At 56.9% G+C, this 15,994-nt stretch carries 12 protein-coding genes and 1 pseudogene; all 13 read left to right on the plus strand.

The window, feature by feature from the left end; genetic code table 11:
• The first annotated feature begins 112 nt into the window (after positions 1–112).
• The 13 genes and pseudogenes from dnaA to ACR809_RS00065 all read left to right on the plus strand — a co-directional run bounded on the left by dnaA (position 113) and on the right by ACR809_RS00065 (position 15,993).
• The gene (dnaA, locus tag ACR809_RS00005; protein ID WP_004151534.1) at positions 113–1,516 is read left to right on the plus strand and encodes a chromosomal replication initiator protein DnaA; all 1,404 of its coding nucleotides are present in this window, start codon (positions 113–115) and stop codon (positions 1,514–1,516) included.
• Positions 1,517–1,520: 4 nt separating this feature from the next.
• Positions 1,521–2,621, plus strand: coding sequence for a DNA polymerase III subunit beta (gene dnaN, locus ACR809_RS00010; RefSeq protein ID WP_004145090.1), 1,101 nt, complete (start codon positions 1,521–1,523; stop codon positions 2,619–2,621).
• A gap of 146 nt (positions 2,622–2,767) precedes the next feature.
• On the plus strand, positions 2,768–3,841 hold the full coding sequence (gene recF / locus ACR809_RS00015; protein WP_004151532.1) for a DNA replication/repair protein RecF: 1,074 nt from the start codon (positions 2,768–2,770) through the stop codon (positions 3,839–3,841).
• A gap of 28 nt (positions 3,842–3,869) precedes the next feature.
• Positions 3,870–6,284 carry a DNA topoisomerase (ATP-hydrolyzing) subunit B gene (gyrB, locus tag ACR809_RS00020; RefSeq protein WP_004173845.1) on the plus strand — a complete coding sequence of 805 codons (2,415 nt, stop codon included), beginning with the start codon at positions 3,870–3,872 and terminating at the stop codon, positions 6,282–6,284.
• Between the two features lie 201 nt (positions 6,285–6,485).
• A complete protein-coding gene (yidA, locus tag ACR809_RS00025) occupies positions 6,486–7,298 on the plus strand; it encodes a sugar-phosphatase (protein ID WP_004151530.1) in 813 nt (270 codons plus the stop codon).
• A 149-nt stretch (positions 7,299–7,447) separates the two neighbouring features.
• Positions 7,448–8,530 (plus strand): hypothetical protein, encoded by a 1,083-nt coding sequence (locus ACR809_RS00030; protein WP_009485044.1) that lies wholly within the window; start codon positions 7,448–7,450, stop codon positions 8,528–8,530.
• Positions 8,527–9,660, plus strand: a pseudogene (locus ACR809_RS00035) (BamA/TamA family outer membrane protein). Before ACR809_RS00030 ends, ACR809_RS00035 begins: the two are co-directional and overlap by 4 nt.
• Before the next feature lie 229 nt (positions 9,661–9,889).
• Positions 9,890–10,579, plus strand: a complete 690-nt coding sequence (dgoR, locus tag ACR809_RS00040; protein ID WP_004145084.1) for a D-galactonate utilization transcriptional regulator DgoR — start codon at positions 9,890–9,892, stop codon at positions 10,577–10,579.
• Positions 10,576–11,454, plus strand: a complete 879-nt coding sequence (locus tag ACR809_RS00045; protein WP_040227207.1) for a 2-dehydro-3-deoxygalactonokinase — start codon at positions 10,576–10,578, stop codon at positions 11,452–11,454. Before dgoR ends, ACR809_RS00045 begins: the two co-directional genes overlap by 4 nt.
• Positions 11,438–12,055 carry a 2-dehydro-3-deoxy-6-phosphogalactonate aldolase gene (locus ACR809_RS00050; protein WP_004181595.1) on the plus strand — a complete coding sequence of 206 codons (618 nt, stop codon included), beginning with the start codon at positions 11,438–11,440 and terminating at the stop codon, positions 12,053–12,055. The genes ACR809_RS00045 and ACR809_RS00050 overlap by 17 nt, the downstream gene beginning before the upstream one ends.
• Positions 12,052–13,200: a galactonate dehydratase gene (dgoD, locus tag ACR809_RS00055; protein WP_016946147.1), complete on the plus strand. Its 1,149-nt coding sequence runs from the start codon at positions 12,052–12,054 to the stop codon at positions 13,198–13,200. Before ACR809_RS00050 ends, dgoD begins: the two co-directional genes overlap by 4 nt.
• A gap of 177 nt (positions 13,201–13,377) precedes the next feature.
• A complete protein-coding gene (locus tag ACR809_RS00060) occupies positions 13,378–14,715 on the plus strand; it encodes an MFS transporter (RefSeq protein WP_004150285.1) in 1,338 nt (445 codons plus the stop codon).
• Positions 14,716–14,766: 51 nt separating this feature from the next.
• On the plus strand, positions 14,767–15,993 hold the full coding sequence (locus ACR809_RS00065) for a DUF3748 domain-containing protein (RefSeq protein ID WP_004150284.1): 1,227 nt from the start codon (positions 14,767–14,769) through the stop codon (positions 15,991–15,993).
• Position 15,994 lies beyond the last annotated feature (1 nt).

A 15,994-nucleotide genomic window follows, 5' to 3' on the forward strand; every position in this document is an offset into this window, starting at 1 on the left:
CCTTTTGTGCAGGGGCTTTTCGGCTAATGCAGGGTCTTGTCGACGTGTGCCAACAATCACGATTGTTTCAGTTTTTCTTTGATATCGATTTTATGTTCGAGTGGAGTCCGCCGTGTCACTTTCGCTTTGGCAGCAGTGTCTTGCCCGATTGCAGGATGAGTTACCAGCCACAGAATTCAGCATGTGGATCCGCCCATTGCAGGCGGAACTGAGCGATAACACGCTGGCACTGTATGCGCCAAACCGTTTTGTGCTCGACTGGGTAAGGGACAAATACCTCAATAATATCAATGGACTCCTCAATGATTTTTGCGGTGCGGACGCCCCGCAGCTGCGTTTTGAGGTGGGCGCTAAGCCCGCCAGCTCGCTGCAGAAAGGGGCGGTAAGCCCGGCTGCGGCGGCCATTCCGGCGGCGCAGGTGCAGACCGCGCGCGCGGCGCCGACGATCGTGCGCCCTGGCTGGGATAATGTCCCGGCGCCGGCGGAGCCGACCTACCGCTCTAACGTTAACGTGAAACACACGTTTGATAACTTCGTCGAAGGTAAATCTAACCAGCTGGCCCGCGCGGCGGCGCGTCAGGTGGCGGATAACCCGGGCGGCGCCTACAACCCCCTGTTCCTCTATGGCGGGACGGGTCTGGGTAAAACTCACCTGCTGCACGCGGTGGGGAACGGCATTGTGGCGCGTAAGCCGAACGCGAAAGTGGTCTATATGCACTCCGAGCGTTTCGTTCAGGACATGGTTAAAGCGCTGCAGAACAACGCCATCGAAGAGTTTAAGCGTTACTACCGCTCCGTTGACGCCCTGCTGATCGATGACATTCAGTTCTTTGCCAATAAAGAACGATCCCAGGAAGAGTTTTTCCACACCTTCAATGCGCTGCTGGAAGGTAATCAGCAGATCATCCTGACGTCGGATCGTTATCCAAAAGAGATCAACGGCGTTGAGGATCGTCTAAAATCCCGCTTCGGCTGGGGGCTGACGGTGGCGATCGAGCCGCCGGAGCTGGAAACCCGCGTCGCGATCCTGATGAAAAAAGCCGACGAGAACGACATCCGCCTGCCGGGCGAAGTGGCGTTCTTTATTGCCAAGCGTCTGCGCTCGAACGTGCGTGAGCTGGAGGGGGCGCTGAATCGCGTTATCGCCAACGCCAACTTCACCGGCCGGGCGATCACCATCGATTTCGTGCGCGAAGCGCTGCGCGATCTGCTGGCGCTGCAGGAAAAACTGGTCACCATCGACAATATTCAAAAGACGGTGGCGGAGTACTACAAGATTAAGGTAGCGGATCTGCTGTCCAAACGCCGCTCCCGTTCGGTGGCGCGTCCTCGCCAGATGGCGATGGCGCTGGCCAAAGAGCTGACCAACCACAGCCTGCCGGAAATCGGCGATGCGTTTGGCGGCCGAGACCATACCACCGTGCTGCACGCCTGCCGCAAGATTGAGCAGCTGCGTGAAGAAAGCCACGACATTAAAGAAGATTTTTCCAATTTAATCAGAACATTATCCTCGTGACGCTATGAAATTTACCGTAGAACGTGAACATTTATTAAAACCGCTGCAACAGGTGAGCGGTCCGTTAGGTGGTCGTCCGACGCTGCCCATTCTCGGTAACCTGCTGCTTCAGGTCGCGGACGGCGCGCTGTCGCTGACCGGTACCGATCTTGAAATGGAGATGGTGGCGCGCGTGGCGCTGGTTCAGCCGCACGAAGCGGGCGCAACGACCGTTCCGGCACGGAAATTCTTTGATATCTGCCGCGGCCTGCCGGAAGGCGCGGAGATCGCGGTTCAGTTGGAAGGCGATCGCATGCTGGTGCGTTCCGGCCGCAGCCGCTTCTCGCTGTCGACCCTGCCCGCCGCCGATTTCCCGAATCTGGATGACTGGCAGAGTGAAGTGGAGTTTACCCTGCCGCAGGCGACCATGAAGCGTCTGATCGAAGCCACCCAGTTCTCGATGGCGCACCAGGATGTTCGTTACTACTTAAACGGCATGCTGTTTGAAACCGAAGGCAGCGAACTGCGCACGGTGGCCACCGATGGTCACCGCCTGGCGGTCTGTTCGATGCCGCTGGAAGCGTCGCTGCCGAACCATTCGGTGATCGTGCCGCGTAAAGGGGTGATTGAGCTGATGCGGATGCTCGACGGCGGCGATACCCCGCTGCGCGTGCAGATTGGCAGCAACAATATCCGCGCCCACGTTGGCGATTTTATCTTCACCTCTAAGCTGGTTGATGGCCGTTTCCCGGATTATCGCCGCGTATTGCCGAAAAATCCGGATAAACACCTCGAAGCGGGCTGCGATATTCTGAAGCAGGCTTTTGCGCGCGCGGCGATTCTCTCCAACGAGAAATTCCGCGGCGTGCGGCTGTACGTTAGCGAAAACCAGCTGAAAATCACCGCCAATAACCCGGAACAGGAAGAAGCGGAAGAGATTCTGGATGTGACCTACGCCGGAACGGAGATGGAGATTGGCTTCAACGTTAGCTATGTGCTGGATGTGCTGAATGCGCTGAAGTGCGAGAATGTACGCATTCTGCTGACGGATTCGGTGTCGAGCGTGCAGATTGAGGATGCGGCCTCTCAATCCGCAGCCTATGTCGTCATGCCTATGAGATTGTAGTGGAAAATATCGGGCTATCTTACTTGCCATTTTCAACCTGGGCTGTGCTCGCCCCTGTCACGTACTTTGTGTACGCTCCAGGGTCTGCGCGCAGTCCGCGTTGAAACTGGCTGCGCCGATAACGCCCTGGCCCAAAGAACGCTGATATGTCACTGACGCGCTTGCTCATCAAAGACTTCCGCAATATTGAAAGCGCGGATCTCGCTTTATCTCCCGGCTTTAACTTCCTGGTTGGCGCGAACGGCAGCGGCAAAACCAGCGTGCTGGAAGCTATCTACACGCTTGGCCACGGCCGGGCATTTCGCAGTTTGCAAATTGGCCGAGTGATCCGCCACGAGCAGGATGCGTTTGTTCTGCATGGCCGTCTGCAGGGCGAAGAGCGGGAAACCGCCATCGGCCTGACCAAAGACAAACAGGGCGACAGCAAGGTGCGTATCGACGGCACCGACGGCCACAAAGTGGCGGAGCTGGCGCACCTGATGCCGATGCAGCTGATTACGCCGGAGGGGTTTACTTTACTCAACGGCGGCCCCAAATACAGAAGAGCATTCCTTGACTGGGGATGCTTTCATAACGAAGCCGGATTCTTCACCGCCTGGAGCAATCTGAAGCGCCTGGTCAAGCAGCGCAACGCCGCGCTGCGTCAGGTCAGCCGCTATGCCCAGCTGCGGCCTTGGGATCTGGAATTAATCCCGCTGGCGGAGCAGATCAGCCGCTGGCGTGCCGAATACAGCGCCGCTATCGTCGAAGACATGGCGGATACCTGTCAGCAATTTTTACCGGAATTCACGCTCACCTTCTCTTTCCAGCGCGGCTGGGAAAAAGAGACCGACTACGCGGAGGTGTTGGAGCGGAATTTCGAGCGCGACAGAATGTTAACCTACACCGCCCACGGCCCGCATAAAGCGGATTTTCGCATTCGCGCCGACGGGGCGCCGGTGGAAGATACCTTGTCGCGCGGGCAGCTTAAGCTGCTGATGTGCGCCCTGCGTCTGGCGCAAGGAGAGTTCCTCACCCGCGTCAGCGGGCGGCGCTGCCTGTACCTGATAGATGATTTTGCCTCGGAACTTGATGATGCCCGCCGCGGTCTGTTATCCAGCCGCCTGAAAGCGACGCAGTCGCAGGTTTTCGTCAGCGCGATCAGCGCTGAACACGTTATGGACATGTCGGACAAAAATTCGAAGATGTTCCGCGTGGAAAAAGGTAAAATAACGGATTAACCCAAGATTAAATGAGCGAGAAACGTTGATGTCGAATTCTTATGACTCCTCCAGTATCAAAGTCCTGAAAGGGCTGGATGCGGTGCGTAAGCGCCCGGGTATGTATATCGGCGACACGGATGACGGCACCGGTCTGCACCACATGGTATTCGAGGTTGTGGATAACGCTATCGACGAAGCGCTCGCGGGTTACTGCAAAGATATCGTTGTCACCATCCACAGCGATAACTCCGTCTCCGTCCAGGATGACGGCCGCGGCATCCCGACCGGCATTCACCCGGAAGAGGGCGTCTCCGCAGCGGAAGTTATCATGACCGTCCTGCACGCTGGCGGTAAATTCGATGATAACTCCTATAAAGTTTCCGGCGGTCTGCACGGCGTAGGCGTCTCGGTGGTTAACGCCCTGTCGCAGAAGCTGGAGCTGGTTATCCAGCGCGATAACAAAGTTCACAAGCAGATGTACGAACACGGTGTGCCGCAGGCACCGCTGGCCGTGACTGGCGAAACCGACAAAACCGGCACCATGGTGCGTTTCTGGCCAAGCCTGGAAACCTTCACCAATGTCACCGAATTTGAATATGACATCCTGGCGAAACGCCTGCGCGAGCTGTCGTTCCTGAACTCCGGCGTCTCTATCCGCCTGCGCGATAAGCGCGACGGCAAAGAAGACCATTTCCACTACGAAGGCGGCATCAAGGCGTTCGTTGAGTATCTCAACAAGAACAAAACGCCGATCCACCCGAATATTTTCTATTTCTCCACCGAAAAAGACGGTATCGGCGTGGAAGTGGCCCTGCAGTGGAACGACGGCTTCCAGGAAAACATCTACTGCTTTACCAACAACATTCCGCAGCGTGACGGCGGTACTCACCTCGCCGGCTTCCGCGCGGCGATGACCCGTACTCTTAACGCCTATATGGACAAAGAGGGCTATAGCAAAAAAGCGAAAGTCAGCGCCACCGGCGACGATGCGCGTGAAGGCCTGATTGCCGTGGTATCCGTGAAGGTGCCGGATCCGAAATTCTCCTCGCAGACCAAAGACAAGCTGGTCTCCTCCGAGGTGAAATCGGCGGTGGAGCAGCAGATGAACGAACTGCTGAGCGAATACCTGCTGGAAAATCCATCCGATGCGAAAATCGTAGTCGGCAAAATTATTGACGCCGCGCGCGCCCGTGAGGCCGCACGTCGCGCTCGTGAGATGACTCGTCGTAAAGGCGCGCTGGATCTGGCAGGCCTGCCGGGCAAACTGGCGGATTGCCAGGAGCGCGACCCGGCGCTGTCCGAACTGTACCTGGTGGAAGGGGACTCCGCGGGCGGCTCTGCTAAACAGGGTCGTAACCGCAAGAACCAGGCGATCCTGCCGCTGAAGGGTAAAATCCTTAACGTTGAGAAAGCCCGCTTCGATAAAATGCTCTCTTCCCAGGAAGTGGCGACGCTGATCACCGCGCTGGGCTGCGGTATCGGTCGCGATGAGTACAATCCGGATAAACTGCGCTACCACAGCATCATCATCATGACCGATGCGGACGTCGACGGCTCGCACATTCGTACCCTGCTGTTGACCTTCTTCTATCGTCAGATGCCGGAGATCGTCGAGCGCGGCCACGTCTACATTGCTCAGCCGCCGCTGTACAAAGTGAAGAAAGGCAAGCAGGAACAGTACATTAAAGACGACGAAGCGATGGATCAGTATCAGATCTCCATCGCGCTCGACGGTGCGACCCTGCACACCAACGCCAATGCGCCGGCGCTGGCGGGCGAACCGCTGGAAAAACTGGTTGCCGAGTTCAATGCCACCCAGAAAATGATTGGCCGCATGGAGCGCCGCTTCCCGAAAGCGCTGCTGAAAGAGCTAATCTATCAGCCGACCCTGACCGAGGCCGACCTGGCGGACGAGCAGAAGGTGACCCGCTGGGTGAACACCCTGGTCTCCGAGCTGAACGAGAAAGAACAGCACGGCAGCCAGTGGAAATTCGATCTCCACGAGAACAAAGAACTGCAGCATTTTGAGCCGGTTATTCGCGTACGTACCCACGGCGTGGATACCGACTATCCGCTGGATAACGAGTTCATTATGGGGCCGGAATATCGTCGTATTTGTGCCCTGGGCGAGAAACTGCGCGGCCTGATGGAAGAAGATGCTTACATCGAGCGCGGCGAACGTCGTCAGCCGGTAGCCAGCTTCGAGCAGGCCCTGGACTGGCTGGTGAAAGAGTCCCGTCGCGGTCTCTCCATCCAGCGCTATAAAGGTCTGGGCGAGATGAACCCGGATCAGCTGTGGGAAACCACCATGGATCCGGACAGCCGTCGCATGCTGCGCGTGACCGTCAAGGATGCCATCGCTGCCGATCAGCTGTTCACCACCCTGATGGGTGATGCCGTTGAGCCGCGTCGCGCGTTTATCGAAGAGAATGCCCTGAAAGCGGCGAATATCGATATTTAAGCCGCATGTTTCCCGGTAACGAGTTTTACCGGGGCAACAGGATGTATAAGCCCGGTCGCATCGCGCGATCGGGCTTTTCTTTTGCCGCTAAAAGAGGAATCCGCTGCTGCGGTTCCATCCCCCTTTCTGGCCGACACTTTTACTGTTTTTTGAGCGGAATCGCGTTAGCATGAGGGGAGACTCATCTTACCCGGGGACCCTATGGCTATTAAACTGATTGCAATCGATATGGACGGCACGCTGCTGCTGCCCGACCATACCATCTCTCCAGCGGTGAAAGCCGCCATCGCCGCGGCGCGCGAGCGCGGTGTTAACGTGGTGCTGACCACCGGTCGCCCTTACGCTGGCGTCCACAGCTATTTGAAAGAGCTGCATATGGAGCAGCCGGGTGATTACTGCATTACCTACAATGGCGCGCTGGTGCAGAAGGCTGGTGACGGAAGCACCGTCGCGCAAACCGCGCTGAGCTATGACGACTATCGCTTCCTTGAGCAGCTCTCCCGCGAGGTCGGCTCCCACTTCCATGCGCTGGATCGCAATACGCTGTATACCGCGAACCGCGATATCAGCTACTACACCGTCCACGAATCCTATGTGGCAACCATTCCGCTGGTGTTCTGCGAAGCGGAGAAAATGGATCCTGAGATCCAGCTGCTGAAAGTGATGATGATTGATGAGCCGGCAATTCTCGACCAGGCCATCGCCCGTATTCCGGCGGAAGTGAAAGAGAAGTACACCGTGCTGAAAAGTGCGCCTTACTTCCTCGAAATACTGGATAAACGCGTCAATAAAGGCACTGGCGTGAAGTCGCTGGCCGATGCGCTGGGCATCAAGCCGGAAGAGATTATGGCGATTGGCGATCAGGAAAATGATATCGCGATGATTGAATTTGCCGGCGTCGGCGTGGCAATGGATAACGCCATTCCTGCGGTCAAAGAAGCGGCGAACTTCATCACCAAATCGAACCTTGAAGATGGCGTTGCCTTCGCCATTGAAAAATACGTTTTAGCGTAAACTTCTTTCCGGCCCGGCGTTCGCCGGGTCTGTCTTCTCTTTTTTCATGAACAGATGTTAATCCGCATTTAAATCCCTCAATCCTTGCAGGGGATTCTATAAGCTACCCGCCCTCTTTTTAGCAACTCAGAACTAACATCATACTTTTCATGAATATATACCACCGTTTGATGTTGGTTACGCTGCCATTCGCCTCTGTTCAGATTTGCGCGGCCGCGGAACCAACGGCGCCGCTCGAACCGGCGTATGCCTATCACGGCGCAGAGCCCGCGGATCTGCCGGCGCCAGAAAGTCGCCAGCCTGCGGCGGCAGCATCGTCCTCGCTACTCCCTTTGCTAGGCGATGAGGCCAGAAAGCGCGGCTACGTCCTGCCGCTGCCGTTTGGCGTCAGCATTAACTATATGGATATGCGGCAGAATATTAATGTCGACAGCATAAACTTCACCGGGCTGTCGCTGGATGGCCGCAATATCGATTGCGGTAAGGATCCTGTCTGCAAGCACGCCGTGAATAACATTTTCGCTAATGGGCCGGTCTCGCTGGATAACGCTTTCCAGATTGGCGTTGGTCATACGCGGGAAAGCAGCAAAACCGAGACGCTCAAGCTGGATGCCTGGCTGCTGCCGTTTATGAACGTTTATGGCCTGGTGGGGCACACCGAAGGGCATTCAATTTCGCAGATAGCTGTCGGCCTGAAGGGACCGAACGGTAAAGTGGTGCCCCTGCCGGGGATGCAGGATCTCGACTTTCGTCTCGATTTTAAAGGTACTACCTACGGGATGGGCACCACCCTGGTGGGCGGCGTCGGCAATTGGTTTACCGTGCTGGACGCCAACTACACGCAAACGCGCTTTGATATCCTCGACGGCAGCATCGATGCGCTTACCTTTTCGCCGCGCGTTGGCTATCGTTTCAGTACGCCATCGGTCGATGCGCTGCATCTCCCCGCCGGAAAGCTAAATCTGTGGGTTGGCAGCATGTATCAGGATGTCCAGCAGGAGTTTAAAGGCAGCCTCAGCGATCTCTCGATGCCGTCGCCGATGCTGCAGAATATGGTTAATCTGGCCAACCAGGACAATAACGGTCGCTTCGATGTGAAGCAGCATCTTCAGTCGCCATGGAACGTTCTGGTGGGCGCGCAATACGAGCTGACGCAGAATTTTAATATTACTACCGAGTTTGGCTTTGCCGAACGTAACAGTTTCTTTATTGCCGGCGAGTATCGCTTTTGAGCCGACTGTTTATCACTTTTCTGCTGCTGATGGTCTGCCCGACAGGCAGCCAGGCCGAGGCGCTCAGCCGCGAGAAAATCGACGGCTGGCTGCAGCATCTCGGCGCCAGCGATAAGTTCGACGCCAGCAAAGGCATCGACTGGGGCGTGATGCCCGGTCCGTTCTATACGCCGGAACTAGGGTTGGGCATTGGCACCGCTGTCGTCGGCCTGTATCGTCCCGACCCGCAGGATACCACCAGCCAGAACTCGACCCTGACGCTCAGCGGCTACGCCAGCTCTACCGGCGCCTTTGGCCTCAGCGTGAAAAACTATACCTTTTTCGATCGTGATCTGTGGCGCGTTTTTGTCGACGGGTCGATAGCCAACACGCCCACTTATTATTGGGGGCAGGGTTTTCATGCCGGGGATAAAGACAATGAAAAAGAGAAGTATACCGCCCAGGTACTGACCCTGCGACCCACCCTTTATCGGCAGCTTATCGATCATGTTTATCTCGGGGCGGGATGGTCGCTGGCGGCGCAGAATGCCGATGAGATGGACCATGACGATCGGCCGAAGATAGAAAACACTCCACAGGGACCGTCGGTATTCAGCTCCGGCGCCAGCATCGATATCAACTGGGACGATCGCGACTTTGTCCCTAACCCGCGCCGGGGTCAGTATGCCAACCTCCGCTATACCCACTATGCGCCCGGATTAGGTAGCGATACCCGCTTTGAGGAATTTCAGCTGCACTATAGCCATTATCATGCCCTGAGCGAGAAAAGCGTGCTCGCCTGAGAGGCCGATGTCGCCTTCACCCAGGGCGAGGTACCGTGGAGCATGATGCCGCTGCTCGGCAGCGATGAACGGATGCGCGGCTACTACCAGGGGCGCTACCGGGATAAAAAGGTCGTCAGCGGCCAGCTGGAATACCGCCGGCAGCTCACCTGGCGGCACGGGATTGTCGCCTGGGCCGGGGCGGGAACCATGGGGCCCTCACTGTCGTCGCTGAATAATGGCCGCTGGCTGCCTTCGGCGGGCGTTGGCTACCGCTTTGAATTCAAACCTCGCGTTAATGTTCGCCTCGACTACGGTATCGGCAATGGCAGCAGCGGCTTTTACTTCCAGGTCGGCGAAGCGTTTTAACGCCTCCTTCCCTTAATTTTCTCTCTTATCGCCTCTTGTCAGGGCCGCTGCGCTTTAATTTTCATGAATTGTTCTTTTTGTGATCCAAATTGTAGTACAACACAACAATGTTGTACTACATTACGCTCATGTTGATAACGTACAGCATCACGTTAGTAGTACAAACATGAGGCGAAATTCAGCAGCGACGGTAAAGTAGAGCAGTACACATAGAGCATAAGGACTCTCCATGACTCTCAATAAGACCGATCGCATTGTGATCTCGCTGGGCAAACAGATCGTCAGCGGTAAATACGTCCCGGGTTCGGCGCTTCCGGCCGAAGCGGAACTCTGTGAGGAGTTTGAAACCTCGCGCAACATCATTCGTGAAGTGTTTCGTTCCCTGATGGCGAAGCGGCTGATTGAAATGAAGCGCTATCGCGGCGCGTTTGTCGCTCCCAGAAACCAGTGGAACTACCTCGACACCGAGGTGCTGCAGTGGGTACTGGAAAATGACTATGACCCGCGTCTTATCAGCGCGATGAGTGAAGTGCGCAACCTGGTTGAACCCGCCATCGCGCGTTGGGCGGCGGAACGCGCCACCTCAAGCGATCTGGCGGAAATCGAGTCGGCGCTCAATGACATGATCGCCAACAACCAAAACCGGGATGCCTTTAACGAAGCGGATATTCGCTACCACGAGGCGGTGCTGCAGTCAGTACATAACCCGGTTTTGCAGCAGCTTAGCGTGGCGATCAGTTCGCTGCAGCGGGCGGTATTTGAACGGACCTGGATGGGCGATGAAGGCAACATGCCGAAAACCCTCCAGGAACATAAAGCGCTATTTGACGCCATTCGGCATCAGGATAGCGACGCGGCGGAGCAGGCGGCGTTGACGATGATCGCCAGCTCGACACGAAGGCTTAAGGAAATCACATGACGGCTCGCTACATCGCAATAGATTGGGGATCGACGAATTTACGCGCCTGGCTTTATCAGGGCGAAGAATGCCTGGAAAGCAGGCAATCTGAAGCAGGCGTAACGCGCCTGAATGGTCGCTCTCCCGCTGCGGTGTTAGCGGAAATCACACAGCACTGGCGCGATGGCGCCACACCGGTGGTGATGGCAGGGATGGTCGGCAGCAACGTGGGCTGGAAAATCGCCCCCTATTTGCCGCTTCCTGCCGCTTTCTCGGATATTGGCCAGCAGTTAACTGCCGTTGGCGATAATATCTGGATAATTCCCGGCCTTTGCGTTTCCCGTGACGATAACCATAACGTCATGCGTGGGGAAGAAACGCAGCTGCTGGGCGCTCGCGCCTTAGCCCCTTCGTCTGTCTACGTGATGCCGGGAACCCACTGCAAGTGGGTACTGGCCGATCGCCGGCAAATTCACGATTTTCGTACCGTTTTGACCGGGGAATTGCATCATTTGTTGCTTCAGCACTCGCTGGTGGGCGCCGGCTTACCGCCGCAGGAAACGTCCGCTGCCGCATTCGCGGCAGGTCTGCAGCGCGGTATCAACAACCCCGCCGTCCTGCCGCAGCTGTTTGAAGTTCGCGCTTCGCACGTGCTGGGCGCGCTGCCTCGCGAGCAGGTTAGCGAATTTGTTTCCGGCCTGCTGATTGGCGCTGAAGTTGCCACCCTCAGCGACACATTCGCCGGACAGCAGGCGATCAGTCTCGTCGCTGGGTCATCGTTAACATCCCGCTATCAGCAGGCATTCGCCGCCATTGGCCGCGAAGTCAGCGCGGTTGCGGGCGATACGGCATTTCAGACAGGAATAAGGAGCATCGCTTATGCAGTGGCAAACTAACCTTCCACTTATCGCTATCCTGCGCGGTATTACGCCAGACGAGGCGCTGGCTCACGTTGGCGCCGTTATCGACGCCGGTTTCGACGCGGTCGAAATCCCGCTGAACTCGCCGCAGTGGGAGAAAAGTATTCCGCAGGTCGTCGACGCTTACGGCGAGCAGGCGCTTATCGGCGCGGGCACGGTGCTGCAACCGGAGCAGGTCGACAGGCTGGCGGCCATGGGCTGTCGGCTGATTGTGACGCCAAACATTCAACCGGAAGTGATCCGGCGAGCGGTGGGTTACGGCATGACCGTGTGTCCAGGCTGCGCCACCGCCAGCGAAGCCTTTAGCGCGCTCGATGCCGGCGCGCAGGCTCTGAAAATCTTCCCGTCATCGGCTTTTGGCCCGGATTACATCAAAGCGTTGAAAGCCGTGCTTCCGCCCGAGGTTCCGGTCTTTGCCGTTGGCGGCGTGACGCCGGAAAACCTGGCGCAGTGGATTAATGCCGGCTGTGTTGGGGCAGGATTGGGTAGCGATCTCTATCGTGCCGGCCAGCCGGTTGAACGTACCGCGCAGCAGGCAGCCGCATTCGTAAAAGCGTATCGAGAGGCAGTGAAATGAAAATAACCAATATCACCACGTACCGTTTACCTCCGCGTTGGATGTTCCTGAAGATTGAAACCGATGAAGGCATTGTCGGCTGGGGCGAACCGGTGATTGAAGGGCGCGCCCGCACGGTGGAGGCGGCCGTTCATGAATTTGGCGACTACCTGATTGGCCAGGATCCGGCGCGGATTAACGACCTGTGGCAGGTAATGTACCGCGGCGGCTTTTATCGCGGCGGCCCGATTATGATGAGCGCCATCGCCGGTATTGACCAGGCGCTATGGGATATTAAAGGTAAGGTTCTGAATGCCCCGGTCTGGCAACTGATGGGCGGGCTGGTGCGTGACAAAATTAAAGCCTACAGCTGGGTGGGCGGCGACCGCCCCGCCGAAGTAATTGACGGGATTAAGAAGCTGCGCGGCATTGGTTTCGACACCTTTAAATTAAACGGCTGCGAAGAGATGGGGCTCATCGATAATTCCCGCGCGGTTGACGCGGCGGTGAATACCGTGGCGCAAATCCGCGAAGCGTTTGGCAATGAAATTGAGTTTGGTCTCGATTTTCATGGCCGCGTTAGCGCGCCGATGGCTAAGGTATTAATTAAAGAGCTGGAGCCATATCGCCCATTATTTATTGAGGAACCGGTATTAGCCGAGCAGGCGGAATATTATCCGCGGCTGGCGGCGCAAACGCATATTCCCATTGCCGCCGGCGAACGTATGTTCTCGCGCTTTGAATTTAAACGGGTACTGGAAGCGGGCGGGGTGGCTATTTTACAACCCGATCTGTCGCACGCAGGCGGTATTACCGAATGCTATAAAATTGCCGGTATGGCGGAAGCCTATGACGTTGGGCTGGCGCCGCACTGTCCGCTGGGGCCGATCGCGCTGGCAGCCTGTCTGCACGTTGATTTCGTTTCGCATAACGCGGTCTTCCAGGAGCAGAGCATGGGGATCCATTACAACAAAGGCGCCGAACTGCTTGATTTTGTGAAAAACAAAGAAGATTTCAATATGGAAGGCGGCTTCTTTAAACCTCTGATGAAGCCGGGGCTGGGCGTGGAAATTGATGAGGCCCGCGTGATTGAGTTAAGTAAAAACGCGCCGGACTGGCGAAATCCGTTGTGGCGGTATGAGGATGGATCTGTCGCCGAATGGTAAATGCGCGTCATACTTCGCACTGGTGATGCGTTGGCTGCATTTTCTTACCCAGGTCACATACTATTGTATGCTCCCAGGGATGCGAAAATTTGCCGCCTTTCCCCAGCGCGAATTATTTAGCGCATCGCAACATAGTTATTAATAAAAAACAAAAACACCCTCTGTAAATTACCGGGCATGGTGAGCGGCTTCGCTATGCCCAAAATCTGGAGACAGATTGCGATGGATATTTCAGTTACCGCTGTAAAAACCGGGCGTCGCCGTTATCTGACGCTCATCATGATCTTTATTACCGTGGTTATTTGTTATGTTGACCGTGCCAACCTCGCCGTCGCCTCGGCGCATATTCAGGAGGAGTTTGGTATTAGCAAAGCGGAAATGGGCTACGTATTTTCCGCCTTTGCCTGGCTGTATACCCTCTGCCAGATCCCTGGCGGTTGGTTCCTTGACCGCGTGGGATCCAGGCTTACCTACTTTATCGCTATATTTGGCTGGTCGGTGGCGACGTTGCTACAAGGCTTCGCCACCGGTTTAATGTCGCTTATCGGTTTACGCGCCATTACCGGCATCTTCGAAGCGCCAGCCTTCCCGACCAACAACCGCATGGTGACCAGCTGGTTCCCGGAGCACGAGCGCGCTTCCGCCGTCGGGTTTTATACCTCGGGGCAATTTGTTGGCCTGGCTTTCCTCACGCCGCTGCTGATCTGGATCCAGGAGCTATTGAGCTGGCACTGGGTGTTTATCGTTACCGGCGGTATCGGCATTATCTGGTCGCTGATCTGGTTCAAGGTTTATCAACCGCCGCGCCTGACTAAAAGCATCAGTAAAGCCGAACTCGACTATATCCGCGACGGCGGCGGCCTGGTGGATGGCGATGCGCCGGTGAAGAAAGAGGCGCGTCAACCGTTATCGAAAGCGGACTGGAAGCTGGTTTTTCACCGCAAGCTGGTTGGCGTTTACCTTGGACAGTTCGCGGTAACCTCGACGCTGTGGTTCTTCCTGACCTGGTTTCCGAACTACTTAACCCAGGAAAAAGGCATCACCGCGCTGAAGGCCGGCTTTATGACCACGGTGCCCTTCCTCGCCGCGTTTTTTGGCGTCCTGCTGTCTGGTTGGCTGGCGGATAAGCTGGTGAAAAAAGGCTACTCGCTGGGCGTGGCGCGCAAAACGCCGATCATCTGTGGACTGTTGATCTCCACCTGCATCATGGGGGCAAACTACACCAACGACCCCATCTGGATCATGGCGCTGATGGCGCTGGCGTTCTTCGGTAACGGTTTTGCGTCTATCACCTGGTCGCTGGTCTCCTCCCTGGCGCCGATGCGCCTGATCGGCCTGACCGGCGGGGTGTTTAACTTTGTTGGCGGCCTGGGCGGCATCACCGTCCCGCTGGTGATTGGCTATCTGGCACAGGATTACGGCTTTGGCCCGGCGCTGGTTTATATCTCCGTGGTGGCGTTAATAGGCGCGCTGTCTTATATCCTGCTGGTCGGCGATGTGAAACGTGTAGGCTAATTTTTTGCGATACGCTACCCTGATGCGTAAGTCTCGCATCAGGGTATCGTCATGAAACAAGTCACTTTTGCTCCCCGTCATCACCAGCTTACCAATATTAATACCTGGACTCCCGACAGCCAGTGGCTGGTATTCGACGTTCGTCCGTCCGGCGCATCGTTTACCGGCGAAACCATTGAGCGAGTGAACGTAAACAGCGGTACTGTGGAGACCATTTATCGTGCCACGCAGGGCGCGCACGTGGGCGTGGTAACCGTGCATCCAACCCAGGAGCGCTATGTGTTTATTCATGGCCCCGAGCGGCCGGATGCGCAGTGGCAGTATGATTTTCATCATCGCCGCGGGGTGGTGGCCTTTCAGGGGGCTGTCGAGAATCTGGACGCCATGGACATTACCCCCCCCTACACGCCCGGCGCGCTGCGCGGCGGCAGCCACGTCCATGTCTATAGCCCCAACGGTCAGTTTGTCAGTTTTACCTACAACGATCACGTGCTGCACGAGCGCGATCCGGCGCTGGATCTGCGCAACGTCGGCGTGGCGGCGCCCTATGGACCGGTGACGCCGCAGGGACAGCATCCGCGCGAATATGGCGGCAGCCACTGGTGCGTGCTGGTAAGCCGCACGACGCCGGCACCCGCGCCGGGCAGCGATGAGATTAATCGCGCCTATGAGGAGGGCTGGGTCGGGAACCATACTCTGGCGTTTATTGGCGATACGCTGGCGGAAAATGGCGATAAAGTGCCTGAGCTGTTTATTGTCGATCTGCCGCAGGATGAAGCCGGCTGGAAGCAGCCTGGCGGGGCGCCGCTGGCCGGTACCGCAACCACAATGCCGGCGCCGCCGGCGGGCGTCAGCCAGCGTCGTTTGACCTTCACCCACCATCGCCGCTACCCGGGACTGGTGAACGTCCCGCGCCACTGGGTGCGCGCCAATCCCCAGGCGACGGCGATAGCCTTTCTGATGCGCGACGACGCCGGCGTAGTGCAGCTGTGGCTTATTTCCCCGCAGGGGGGCGAGCCGCGGCAGTTGACGCATCACGCGTCGGGTATCCAGTCGGCGTTTAACTGGCATCCGTCGGGAGAGTGGCTGGGTTTTGCGCTGGAGGATCGGATTGCCTGCTGCCATGCCGGTACGGGAGATATCACCTTTTTAACCGATACGCATGCGCATGCGCCCTCGGCGGACGCGATCGTCTTTTCGCCAGACGGTAAACAGATTGCCTGGATGGAGGAGGTGGACGGTTATCGTCAGCTGTGGGTTACGCAGACCGGACGATAAC

The sequence above is a fragment of the Klebsiella sp. CD33 genome (genome assembly GCF_051992865.1).
GTDB classification, from domain to species: Bacteria; Pseudomonadota; Gammaproteobacteria; order Enterobacterales; family Enterobacteriaceae; genus Klebsiella; species Klebsiella pneumoniae.

Bases quoted from the DNA above. Each gene is read 5' to 3' on its own strand.
- dnaN (WP_004145090.1), top strand. From the start codon at position 1,521: ATGAAATTTACCGTAGAACGTGAACATTTATTAAAACCGCTGCAACAG.
- recF (WP_004151532.1), top strand. From the start codon at position 2,768: ATGTCACTGACGCGCTTGCTCATCAAAGACTTCCGCAATATTGAAAGC.
- gyrB (WP_004173845.1), top strand. From the start codon at position 3,870: ATGTCGAATTCTTATGACTCCTCCAGTATCAAAGTCCTGAAAGGGCTG.
- yidA (WP_004151530.1), top strand. From the start codon at position 6,486: ATGGCTATTAAACTGATTGCAATCGATATGGACGGCACGCTGCTGCTG.
- ACR809_RS00030 (WP_009485044.1), top strand. From the start codon at position 7,448: ATGAATATATACCACCGTTTGATGTTGGTTACGCTGCCATTCGCCTCT.
- dgoR (WP_004145084.1), top strand. From the start codon at position 9,890: ATGACTCTCAATAAGACCGATCGCATTGTGATCTCGCTGGGCAAACAG.
- ACR809_RS00045 (WP_040227207.1), top strand. From the start codon at position 10,576: ATGACGGCTCGCTACATCGCAATAGATTGGGGATCGACGAATTTACGC.
- ACR809_RS00050 (WP_004181595.1), top strand. From the start codon at position 11,438: ATGCAGTGGCAAACTAACCTTCCACTTATCGCTATCCTGCGCGGTATT.
- dgoD (WP_016946147.1), top strand. From the start codon at position 12,052: ATGAAAATAACCAATATCACCACGTACCGTTTACCTCCGCGTTGGATG.
- ACR809_RS00060 (WP_004150285.1), top strand. From the start codon at position 13,378: ATGGTGAGCGGCTTCGCTATGCCCAAAATCTGGAGACAGATTGCGATG.
- ACR809_RS00065 (WP_004150284.1), top strand. From the start codon at position 14,767: ATGAAACAAGTCACTTTTGCTCCCCGTCATCACCAGCTTACCAATATT.